Annotated in this window: 9 protein-coding genes; 2 read left to right on the top strand and 7 right to left on the bottom strand. The window is 41.8% G+C overall.

What is annotated here, in order from left to right:
• Positions 1-31: 31 nt before the first annotated feature.
• The 3 genes from QPX86_RS14070 to QPX86_RS14060 form a co-directional block, all read right to left on the bottom strand.
• Positions 32-1639, bottom strand: coding sequence for a carboxyl transferase domain-containing protein (locus QPX86_RS14070; protein WP_220755176.1), 1608 nt, complete (start codon positions 1637-1639; stop codon positions 32-34).
• Between the two features lie 160 nt (positions 1640-1799).
• Entirely contained in the window at positions 1800-2969 is a 1170-nt protein-coding gene (locus tag QPX86_RS14065) for an isovaleryl-CoA dehydrogenase (RefSeq protein WP_220755177.1), read from the bottom strand.
• A gap of 266 nt (positions 2970-3235) precedes the next feature.
• Positions 3236-3631, bottom strand: a complete 396-nt coding sequence (locus QPX86_RS14060) for a MerR family transcriptional regulator (protein ID WP_220755178.1) — start codon at positions 3629-3631, stop codon at positions 3236-3238.
• Between the two features lie 385 nt (positions 3632-4016).
• Here QPX86_RS14060 and QPX86_RS14055 point away from each other — a divergent pair, with 385 nt between their 5' ends.
• Positions 4017-5936, top strand: a complete 1920-nt coding sequence (locus QPX86_RS14055; protein WP_285163035.1) for a propionyl-CoA synthetase — start codon at positions 4017-4019, stop codon at positions 5934-5936.
• Between the two features lie 276 nt (positions 5937-6212).
• On the top strand, positions 6213-6689 hold the full coding sequence (locus QPX86_RS14050; protein WP_220755180.1) for a hypothetical protein: 477 nt from the start codon (positions 6213-6215) through the stop codon (positions 6687-6689).
• Positions 6690-6854: 165 nt separating this feature from the next.
• Here the strand turns inward: QPX86_RS14050 and QPX86_RS14045 are convergent, their stop codons facing one another.
• The 4 genes from QPX86_RS14045 to QPX86_RS14030 form a co-directional block, all read right to left on the bottom strand.
• On the bottom strand, positions 6855-7604 hold the full coding sequence (locus QPX86_RS14045) for an SDR family oxidoreductase (protein ID WP_220755181.1): 750 nt from the start codon (positions 7602-7604) through the stop codon (positions 6855-6857).
• Positions 7605-8059: 455 nt separating this feature from the next.
• The gene (locus QPX86_RS14040) at positions 8060-9070 is read right to left on the bottom strand and encodes a LysR family transcriptional regulator (protein WP_220755182.1); all 1011 of its coding nucleotides are present in this window, start codon (positions 9068-9070) and stop codon (positions 8060-8062) included.
• A 342-nt stretch (positions 9071-9412) separates the two neighbouring features.
• Positions 9413-9946 (bottom strand): hypothetical protein, encoded by a 534-nt coding sequence (locus tag QPX86_RS14035; protein ID WP_220755183.1) that lies wholly within the window; start codon positions 9944-9946, stop codon positions 9413-9415.
• A gap of 11 nt (positions 9947-9957) precedes the next feature.
• The gene (locus QPX86_RS14030; protein ID WP_220755184.1) at positions 9958-12183 is read right to left on the bottom strand and encodes an aldehyde ferredoxin oxidoreductase; all 2226 of its coding nucleotides are present in this window, start codon (positions 12181-12183) and stop codon (positions 9958-9960) included.
• Positions 12184-12194 lie beyond the last annotated feature (11 nt).

Genomic DNA, 12194 nt, shown 5'->3' with positions numbered 1-12194 from the left:
GCTCCTATTGATATTGAATGAATAACCGCAATTACATGCGGAACACACCAAACTTAGTATCTTCAATAGGCGCATTTAACGCCGCCGATAACGCTAACCCGACAACATCACGTGTTTGCGCTGGGTCGATAATGCCGTCATCCCATAATCTTGCACTTGCATGATATGGATGCCCTTCTTTATCGTATTGCTCAACAATGGGCTTTCTAAAGGCTTGTTCGTCTTCATCAGACCATTCTTGTCCCTTACGGGCTAATCCGTCACGACGAACGGTAGCTAAAACGCCAGCAGCTTGCTCGCCGCCCATAACCGAAATTCGGGCGTTTGGCCACATCCACATCATGGTTGGCTCGAATGCACGGCCACACATGCCGTAGTTACCCGCGCCATAACTGCCGCCAATGATGACGGTAAATTTTGGCACATTGGCACAAGATACTGCGGTCACCATTTTAGCGCCGTGCTTAGCAATACCCTCATGTTCGTACTTCTTACCCACCATAAAACCAGTGATGTTTTGTAAGAACAGTAATGGGATTTTGCGTTGGCAACACAATTCAATAAAGTGCGCGCCTTTTTGGGCGGACTCAGAAAATAAAATGCCGTTGTTTGCCACAATGCCTACAGGATAGCCATGTATGCGGGCAAAACCACACACTAAGGTGTTACCGTAATTAGCTTTGAACTCATCAAAGTCAGAGTCATCAACTACGCGGGCAATGACTTCTTTTACATCAAACGGCTTTTTAAGATCTGTGCCGACAATGCCGTATAATTCGCCAATATCAAACTTAGGTGGTTTCACTGGGCTTAGCTGTGCAGCGATTTCTTTTTGATGATTTAGGCGGCCAATAGATTTACGAGCCAGCTCAAGTGCGTGGTCATCGTTTTGAGCTAAGTGATCTGCAACACCTGAAATTTTCGTATGCACTTCAGCGCCGCCAAGCTCTTCGGCGGAGACTTCCTCACCAGTAGCTGCTTTAACTAGCGGTGGACCTGCTAAAAAGATGGTGCCTTGTTCTTTTACGATAATCGATTCATCTGCCATGGCTGGTACGTATGCGCCGCCAGCGGTACATAAGCCCATTACAACTGCTACTTGCGGAATGCCTTTGGCTGACATTTGTGCTTGATTGTAAAAGATACGTCCGAAATGATCGCGATCGGGGAATACTTCATCTTGGCGGGGTAAGTTCGCCCCGCCTGAATCGACAAGGTAAATACAAGGCAAATGACAGCGATTGGCGATGTCTTGGGCACGTAAATGCTTTTTCACAGTAATCGGATAATAAGTACCGCCTTTAACGGTAGCATCGTTAGCGATAATCATACATTCAACGCCGCTGACGCGACCGATACCAGCAATTACGCCTGCTGCAGGTACTGCTTCGTCATAGACTTCATAGGCTGCGAATTGGGAGATTTCTAAAAATGGCGAGCCTGGGTCGAGGAGTTTTTCGACACGCTGACGAGGGAGCAATTTACCTCTCGAAAGATGACGTTCAAGGGCAACGGGACCGCCGCCTTGTTCAATCTTAGCGAGTTTGAGTTTCAAATCGTCTACGATGGCGGCCATGTCATTATGTTTGGCTTTAAATTCATCGCTACGGGAGTTAATACGGCTGCTCAATTGCGTCACAATGCATATCCTTATTGAATCAAGGGGAGCGATAGCATGGTCGAGACAATGGGGGAAACTCCCAACCATACTTCGCAAAACACTTTCTAATTTCCGATGGTTGGTTATTTCCAACATCAGTCTAGGTTATGTCGTTTGAAGGTTAGCTCATTTAGGCTAACTACTTCGTTTCGTTAAACAACTCTCGGCCAATCAGCATGCGGCGAATTTCTGAGGTGCCAGCACCGATTTCGTAAAGTTTGGCATCACGTAATAATCGTCCTGTGGCATATTCATTAATGTAACCATTACCACCCAGTAGCTGAATCGCATCTAATGCCATTTTTGTGGCAAGTTCTGCACTGTATAAGATAGCGCCAGCAGCATCTTTACGGGTGGTTTCACCGCGATCGCATGATTTAGCCACGTTATACACGTATGATTTTGCGGCGTTCATGCCTGTATACATATCGGCAATTTTGCCTTGAATTAGCTGGAACTCTCCGATTGATTTACCGAACTGTTCACGTTCATGAATGTACGGCACAACAATATCCATGCATGCATTCATGATGCCTAGTGGGCCACCCGACAGTACGACTCGTTCGTAATCTAAGCCACTCATTAGTACTTTTACGCCGTTGTTTAGGCCGCCAAGAATGTTTTCTTCTGGGACTTCACAATCTTCAAATACCAACTCACAGGTATTTGAACCACGCATGCCCAATTTGTCGAGTTTTTGCGCTGTACTGAAACCCTTGAAGGTTTTTTCAATGATAAAAGCGGTAATTCCATGAGGGCCTTTATCGATATCGGTTTTAGCGTAAATCACTAGGGTGTCAGCATCTGGGCCGTTAGTGATCCACATTTTATTACCGTTTAAAATGTAGCGGTCGCCTTCTTTACGGGCATTAAGCTTCATTGAAACAACATCTGAACCTGCATTAGGCTCGCTCATAGCAAGTGCACCAATGTGCTCACCGCTAACTAATTTAGGTAGATATTTGGCTTTTTGCGCTTCGTTACCGTTACGGTTGATTTGGTTAACACATAAGTTTGAATGTGCGCCGTAACTTAAGCCGATTGAGGCTGATGCGCGGGAGATTTCTTCCATTGCTACCACATGGGCAAGGTAGCCCATGTTTGCGCCGCCAAATTCTTCAGGCACAGTGACACCAAGTAATCCCATTTCGCCTAAAACTGGCCACATGTGATTAGGAAATGCATTGTCTTGATCAACTTGCGCTGCGATTGGAGCAATTTCGTTTGTTGCAAAGTCATTGATGGCGTCGCGAAGCATGTCCACGTCTTCGCCCAGGCCGAAATTAAGGCTTGTGTAGAGTGATGTCATTGTCTTGTGTCCTGTTGAATATAGGTTACTGCTGCCGTGAAACTATGTTGTTTCTTTGGCTTATAATTTTTATGGTCTAGCTGTTATTGCTAACATCGGAAAGCTTGAATTCTTTTTGACTCAATGCTTTCTTTTTTGGATATAAATTTGTTGCATCAATAGCGTCGATGAGTTTGGCTATTTTTATTGGTATTTCTTTAATACTTTTTTATTAATGCTTTAATCTCTAATACTTTTTGCGCCACGCATCCTTGGTCTTATTGAGTTTATTTGTCCTGTTCAAGCGCTGCACGGCATTGCTGCTCTGCTGAATTTAGTTCCATCAATACGACTTTAATATCATCCATTTGCTGTTGCAGTGATGCTTTCTTTTCTTCTACTAAATCAAGCATGGTATGCAACTGCGATGTACTGCTTTTATCTGCATCATAAAGTTCAAACAAACGACGTGTTTCCGCTAGCGAAAACCCTAAGCGCTTGCCGCGTAGAATTAGTTTTAAACGTACACGGTCTTTTAGACTGTAAATACGAGTTTGCCCACGGCGTTTTGGCTTTATTAGCCCTTGGTCTTCGTAGAAACGAATACTTCTTGTTGTGATATCAAATTCTTTTGATAAATCACTGATTGAATATGTAGATTGTGGGTTTAAATTTGCGCTCATCGTTTCACCAAAAGTACGTCTTTTGATGCAAGATATATGAAGTTTACGTAAAGGTAAAGTTTGCTGCCAGTTTGTAAAAGCAATTTGGGTTGGAATTATTGTAAATCGTGCTTGCCAAATGCGGAGGAGTTTTACAAAACATGCATGTATTGGCAGCGTAGCACTATACCAAGTTTTATAAATTAATAGTCATGAATAATTATACGAGTGTTTGAATTTCAATGTCTTAGCTAATTATTTTAGTGCCATTTAACACACTCCTTGCTGATTAAATGTTATATCCCTTGGTCTAATGGGGATTATTTTTTAACCACGCCATAATGACATAAAAATAATCACCGTGATTAAAAATTAACTGATATAGCATATGACTGGGGAGTAAAAGATGGCTGGATTAGGGATGAAGATGCATCAGCAGTCTTTAGCTGATAAACAAGGTTTTTGGCAAGAGGCTGCAAAAGCTGTGACCTGGTTTACACCATTTGAACAAGTGTTAGATGAGTCTAAGGCGCCTTTTTATCAATGGTTCGCTGATGGTAAAATGAACACTTGTTTTAATGCTGTCGACAGGCACGTTGAGGCAGGGCATGGGGATAGAATTGCTATCGAATACGTGAGCCCTGTGACTCAAAACCAATACAGTATTAGCTATCAAGAATTACTTTCTCAAGTCAGCCGCTTAGCAGGTTACATGCAATCAATTGGCATTGAAAAAGGCGATAGAGTTGTGATTTATATGCCTATGGTGCCTGAAACTGCTTATGCGATGTTAGCGTGTGCTCGAATTGGTGCTATTCATTCGGTGGTGTTTGGCGGCTTTGCAGCAAATGAATTAGCCACACGGATTAACGATGCTAAACCGAAATTAATTCTCTCGGCTTCATGTGGTATCGAGCCTTCTGGGGTGGTGAAATACAAACCGCTTTTAGATGAAGCATTAAATCAAGCCACTCATAAAGTTAATCACTGCGTTATTTTAAATCGCCCCCAATATAGTGCTGAGATGCAACCAGTGAGAGATGCTGATTGGCAGACTTCGATAGCAGATGCACCATTTGTTGATTGTGTGCCTGTTGAATCAACTCATCCTTTGTATGTGCTGTATACCTCGGGTACCACTGGGCAGCCAAAGGGGGTTGTGCGTGATAATGGTGGCCACGCGGTGGCGATGACTTGGTCAATGAAGCATATTTATAATATCGAAGCGGGTGATGTATTTTGGGCTGCATCTGATGTGGGCTGGGTGGTTGGTCATTCTTACATTGTTTATGGGCCGTTAATGGCTGGTGCCACAACACTAATGTATGAAGGTAAGCCCGTTGGCACCCCAGATGCAGGCGCATTTTGGCGTATTATTGAAAACTATCAGGTAAAAAGCTTTTTTACTGCCCCAACAGCTATCAGAGCTATTAAACGTGAAGATCCAAATGGCGAACTCCTTAAAGGCGTTAATTTATCTTGTTTAGGACAAGTCTTTCTTGCAGGTGAGCGCTGCGATCCTGATACGCTTTATTGGGCTCAAGATAAACTCAGCAAACCTGTTATCGATCATTGGTGGCAAACTGAAACAGGCTGGCCTGTGGCAGCTAACTTAATGGGCGTTGATCCGATTGCGATTAAGGCAGGATCGCCCGCAAGACCCGTTCCTGGTTATCAAGTTGAAGTACTCGATGCGATGGGTGAGCAAGTTTCTGCCAATGAAAGCGGTAATGTGGTGATTAAACTGCCGTTGCCACCGGGTAATCTCACCACGCTTTGGAATAATGACGCTCGTTATGTGGACAGTTATTTGTCGATGTATGACGGATATTACTTAACGGGAGATGCGGGCTATATCGATGAGGATGGTTACCTTTATATTATGAGCCGCATTGATGACATCATTAATGTCGCCGGCCATAGATTATCTACAGGGCGCTTTGAAGAAGTCTTATGTCAGCATGATGCTGTTGCAGAAGCCGCTGTCATTGGAGTGCAAGATAAGCTTAAAGGCCAAGTGCCATTAGGATTAGTGGTGCTTAAAAATGGCGTTAACTTATCTGATGAACAACTTTATAAAGAGTTGCTGGCGTTAGTGCGTCATGAAATAGGCCCAGTCGCTTCGTTTAGATTAGTCAGTGCAGTGCAAAAGTTACCTAAGACTCGCTCTGGTAAAATCTTACGCGCCACCATGCGTAAGATTGCTGATAACAATGAGTACACAGTACCTGCGACAATTGAAGATCCAATGACATTAGATATTGTTCGCAGTGCATTAACGAAAATGGGCTATGCAGATTCGCTAACTAAAGAGTTAACTGTGTAGATTAAAGATGCTTAAAGCGTTAACTAACAGCGAGCCAATTGGCTCGCTTTTTATTGCCAGCAAAAATCAAATGATAAAATTTAGGATGTTATTAACGGCTTGGAAATGGACATCTTAGAGCTGGATAACAGTGTTATTTGGTCTAAAATGGGAGTTAAGTGCTGATTTATAGTGTTATTTAATCAAACTAATTTGTTTTTTACCCTATAATCGCTTGAGTATTTTATCCAACAGTCAGAATTAACCCTAAAGCAGACAAAGGCTTGAACAACGTTTATGAACAACATTAAAGAGTTACCTGAAAAAATTAATACTAAAACCAGCCGACTGTTTTGGTTAACTGTTTTTACAGGTGGAATATATCCGATTATTTGGCTATTCGCCAAATACCCGAAAATGGATGAAATTACTTCTATTCGAACCGCTGATGATTCGTTCATATTATCCATTGCCGTTTGCTTTGGTTTTGGTGGTGTATTGTCACATAGCGAAATAGGGTTACTGGGTGGAATAGGTAGCTTGTTATTAATGGGGGCGTTCTTTTTATATGTATTTTGGTCTTTTAGAGCGCGAGCTGCATTACAAGATTATGCCCATGTGAATTTCGGTATCGACTTAAAAATGAATAAGTTCTTCACTGTGGTACTGAATATTTTCTATATTAACTACTGCATCAATCAATTGCCTGAAGAACAACAAAAAGGCCACCCGACTTATGGTAAAGGTTCGATTAATATTACAGAGCTAAAGTAGCTAATACTCCTCGAAATAAACATATACAGTATTGATTGAATAAAAAAGAGAAGCCAATAGCTTCTCTTTTTTATATGAAAAATTATTTTAGATGAACCGGTATCAAATTATTTATTGAGCAGTTTGACCTTGTTTTGGTTTGATAAATCTGCAGTTTGTTGGTTTTTAGCTCATCTTTCGTAAAAGCTTATCAGGTAATATTCGCAGGATAAGTTGGATAAATGCCCATGGGTAACTAGGAACGTAGCAATTAGCGGGTTCTTTGTTAATGGCTTTGACCATAGCGCGGCAACCTGTTTCAGCATCCACCATAAATGGTGCGCCATCTGCGTGATCGTTTATTTCAGTTTTAATATAACCTGGATGGACACAAGTTACTGCGATTGGGGTGTTCATTACATCTAATCGGATCCCTTCAGTGAGTGACGTTAACCCCGCTTTTGTAGCGGCATAAACGGTCATTGCACGTCTAAAACCTCGTAGAGCACTAATGGATGAAACTGTCACTAAATGACCAGTATTTTGTTGTCTGAATATTTTCATTGCGGCTTCACATTGCGCTAATGCCGCAACAAAATTGGTTTGGGCAGTTTGTTTGTTAGCTTCAAATAACCCAGTACCAATTGAACCGCCTTTGCCCATGCCTGCGTTAACCACAACTCGGTCAATAGTGCCCATCAGAGAATTGAACTGCTCGAATACATCAAAGACTTGTGGGTGGTCGTTGACATCTAATGCCAATATCCACACTGTCACATTGGGGTAGGTTTGGTTAATTTGTGATTTTAATTCTTCTAAACGATCGGTACGTCTTGCACATAAACCTAAGTTGGCACCTTGCTTAGCAAATTCAAGTGCCATGCCTTGTCCAAGCCCTGAGCTGGCACCTGTAATGATAATGTTTTGTCTGAACATGAGGATTCCATTCTTCGCAAATTTTGTGACTCATTAGCCTTGGCGTTATGGCCGCAATATTATTATTGGTGTTTTATAAAATTCTGATTTATTTCATTATTGGTGCTTTTATTCTAATGGATTATCTTGCGTGCTTCATGTCTGTGTGTCAAATCAGTCATTTTAGGAGAGGCTGGTTACGGATATAAAAACTCCAACTAGCAGGCTAGTTGGAGTTAGTTTTGAAAGGTATATTGTGGCTAGTACTCTTACTAGTACTCTTACTAGTGCTCTTACTAGTACTCTTACTAGTACTCTTACTAGTACTCTTACTAGTACTCTTACTAGTACTCTTACTAGTACTCTTACTAGTACTCTTACTAGTACTCTTACTAGTACTCTTACTAGTACTCTTACTAGTACTCTTACTAGTACTCTTACTATTACTCTTACTAGTACTGTAACTAATACAGTGACTAACGTTCTAATTGGCAGGCTTTGATACAACCATTAGCGCCTGAGCAAATGAGATCTGCAATTTTATTTTTAACGCAGTTTGATAATTTACGTTCGGTTTTACGGGTTTGCATATACAGCGTCATATTTGGCTTATTGCGCATTAACTCTACACGCTCTGTTTGTGGGACGATTTGCGCTCGCAGTGAGTCATCATTCGTTAAGTAATCTACCGCACCTTGAGAAACCACTAATGTTATGGCGTCAGTGCCAGTGAGAAAGTCGTAAATTTCATTGAGATTATTGGTTTTAGCCGCCACTTTTAGTTCGCGATCTCTGCCATCGGCAAATTGTTTTAACGGTGTAGCTTCAAGCTCGCTGTTAAAGTGTAAAACCTCAGTGAGGATCACAGGGTAGTTCAGTACTCTATCTAGAATGGGTTTATAGATTTCATCCCAGATTGGGTGATCATGTTTTGCTACCACAAAGGTGTCTGTGACTTCGCATATTTTCTGGCTCTGAATGCCAACGTGTATTGATGGGTTACAAGTAATGACCATATCACACTGATTATTGAGCAGCATTTCTTCATCGTTTGGACCATTGTCTTGCAGCACTGCAGATTTGACGCAGGTATTACCGCAGATGTTGTCACACTGGCAGTTGTATAGTTTTCTTAATACGCCATTTGTGAAGCCTGAAGGTGCATGAATAGTGATATCGTTATTCAAGCTTTCAATGCTTTTATCAATTTCTTGGGCAAGATCGATATGATTAATTTCGATTCTTTTTAGTATTGGGTATAAACGCTGAGATTTATCGGTAATTTCGAGTCCTGATACTTTTTTGATAAACAGAGGGTCGTCGAATGCCTCTCTGAGTCGGGATAAACAGCGACTGATTTTTGATTGGGGGACGTTAAATGATTCTGCTGTTAATTTACCACTTTGAAACTCGTACAACCTTAAGAACACTAATAAGGTCATGTAGTCGAGATTGAGTAGCCTTTCCTGTGTTGTTGTAGGGATCATGGTTCATGCTTATTATTGTTTAACCTTGTAGCCAATGTACCAATTTAGAGGTGGGTTGGGAGTGAAATATTATAAAACTCGTACCTTAATCACGGTTTTGTATGACTTATACCATTGAAGTGTTAACTCACGAATAGTACTAGAGAAATCATTCAAAAGTTTATTCTAATGGCTAGGTTAAGCGCGTATTTTGAAGTAACAAACTCGTCGGGCGTGATTTTAGAGAAAATTATTAGTGCCAACCGAGATTGGCACTAATTAGTATTACACTGGCAGAATGGCATTGCTTTTAGATGCTCTTATTGGTGTTAGTTTTTTATGTAACATCAATCAAAAACATGCTTAAGCAGACCATTCAAATGGGTCATGTTCTGCCAATACTTTCGCGTATGTATTCGTCATGGTATTGATTGAAAAGTAATAGCCTTGGCTATCTGTTTCAGCCGATTTGGCATCAAACTGAAATTGAATATCTTCACACCCTGCAGTAGCGTTAAACTTCTCAGTTAATGACATCAACTCTGTACGCTCAAGTTTATAAGGTGGATGGGTAAAGTTAGTTGCTGCGACCAATTCACCCATTGCAGAATAACGGCGAATATAATCCGCCATAGTTTCAATTAACTTGCCATCTTTTACACCCATCCATTGCTTAGCGTAAGCTGCAACAATATACCTTTTTGAATAAAAGTAGTGTTCACTTGCTCCTTTAATGATGTCGATATCTTGGTATTGGCTATCTTCAATCAATTGTTGATGAGCGAGTTCAACATCTTCTATTTCAAGCGTTAGACCTGCAAGGGCAATGACTTGTTCGGCCGTCACAAGACGACCGTCCTTACTTAACAAGCGAATATAATCAACCAGTTCAATCATAAATGGCTCACTTATGCTGGAAGCAATGCTAAGCTTTCAAGCTTATCTGCTACATAGCCTAGCTTGAACTTTTCAAGTGTGGCGCGAGTAGGAACACCAGTTTCTTTATCCCATCCCATTTCGGCATAAAACATATCCAAGCCAATTTGAATATCGTCTCTGTCCATCTTAATCGTACCTTCGTCACCGAAGCTCATATCATGGTCTAAGTCGTAAACCCATTCAGACAAGACATCATGTTTATTACGCTGATCGATTTCATTCATTTGCAACACGGTAAGTGCGCGGTGCAATTGCAAGACACTTTCTGCCATGGCGTCCAGTTCGGCTTCTGATGTTTCAATGCCTGTGACGAGACTGAACATTTGCGCTTCGATTGAGCTGTCACCAATATAGTCTCGATTCGCATCTGGTGACACCACAAGCGGGAACATCCAGTTACACAGAGTGAGTGAATCATGTAATACATTTTTCACGAGGCACCATTTAGCAAATTTAGCTTTTGAGGTGTTCATTGCTGTGTAGTGTTTAACCGGGTCAAATGCGCCTTCGCCCCAAAGTGATGCGGCCACTTCGGCGATTTTGGCATGGGGGAGGCCACAGTTAATTAAATTGATGTGCGAGTGACATTGCGGATCGCGGTTAAATACCGTGTTCAGCAGCGCTCCCACTTGACCTGCAGATTCACTGGCATGGTGAACGCCACCGACCATTGAACGGTTAAACACTTTCATGTTTTTATCGAGAAATACACTGTAGGTTTTACCCACTAGGTCGTAATCAGCGTCAGACTCAAGCTCAAAAGTGAGTTCAGCCATACGAGGGGTGTCGACCTCATTAAGAATATCTTCAACGTTGTACAGTTCACCATTTTCATTAATGAATTCATGTAGGCCTCGACCTAGGCAGCGCCCTAGAATATTTGAGCCAGGATAGTCTTCACTGTAGGCAATACGAGTATAGAAATCTTGCATAAAATGGGCATCGAGATCGGCGTATTGTGCCCAGTTAATCGCTGCAAATTCTTCTGCAGGTAGAATGATTTCCCAAAAACCACGAGAGGTAAATTCGCGCATTAAATGGGATAGTTGGCCGTAAGCACTCCAAATACCATTATCATCCATATAATAGGCACCAACGGTTTGAATGTCGGTTCGTTTTTCACCACTGCTTGGTTTACCCATGGCGTACCAAGGATCGAGAAAACCTAAACATACATTAGTAATGTTTTCAGTTGGCAGATTGTATTCGGTTTTCATTTTTGGGTTTTTAACTTCGCAAAAACAGCGAATAGGGCACGAGTGGCAGCCACCTGGACGTTTAAAGATTTTATTGGCTTCATCACGGCCAAAATACATTTCGGCCATTGATGTACGCATGCCCACTTTCTGACGGTCATCCCATGGTGTTTCACCCACATCGACTGGGTTATCTGCAGCTCCCCATGTTACGCCAGGTCCACCGCGCCAGCGACTGCCTGTAGAACTGTATTCAGCCCAAGATTGCGGTTGGTTTGGTACTACGCCATTATTGTTAGCACCAATAATCCCAAGAATATGATCGTCTAATGCACGTAATTGCTCATTGGTTGTCGATTCTGCAATGTCTACTGTACCGGTCCCAATAATGCCAATGGCTTTTAGCTTTTTAGAGCCCAAAACCGCGCCATGACCGCCTGCTGAGTGGCCACCTTGAGTTTGAATAGTTGATTGAGCTACAAGGTGTTCACCACTTGGTCCAATCGCTGCAACTTGAGCTTGTTGTCCCATTAATTTACTGATGTTGGCAAAGGTATCGAATATGCCTACTCCCCATAAAGAGTCAGCGGGTTCTAGGGTGACAGTGTCATCAACAATTTTTAGCCAGACAGGGGTTTCAGATTTACCTTCGATAATAATTGCATCGTAACCAGCAAATTTAAGTTCTGGTGAAAAATGACCGCCAAAGTGGCCATCAGTGATTAAGTGATTTCGAATAACAGGGTTACGAGAAGTAATTGTGGTTCTTGCAGAACAAATTGCGCCAGAGCCACTTAATGGTCCCGCTGAAATAACCAATTGGTTTTCTTCATCAGTGGCTTTAATTCCGTCGACATGGTCATCCCATAAAACTTTATAACCTATTCCCATGCCGCCAATATAATCATGGTAGGTTTCTGTTGTTTCTTTAGTAATAACTTTTGTTGTTAAATTAACTCTTAAAATATAACCGGCCCAGCCACCATATGTAGTAGTCATAATTATTCCTT

Origin of the sequence: Shewanella goraebulensis (genome assembly GCF_030252245.1) — a bacterium.
GTDB lineage: Bacteria > Pseudomonadota > Gammaproteobacteria > Enterobacterales > Shewanellaceae > Shewanella > Shewanella goraebulensis.
Note: the sequence above shows the minus strand (reverse complement) of the source record. Positions and strands in the feature narration are given on the sequence as shown.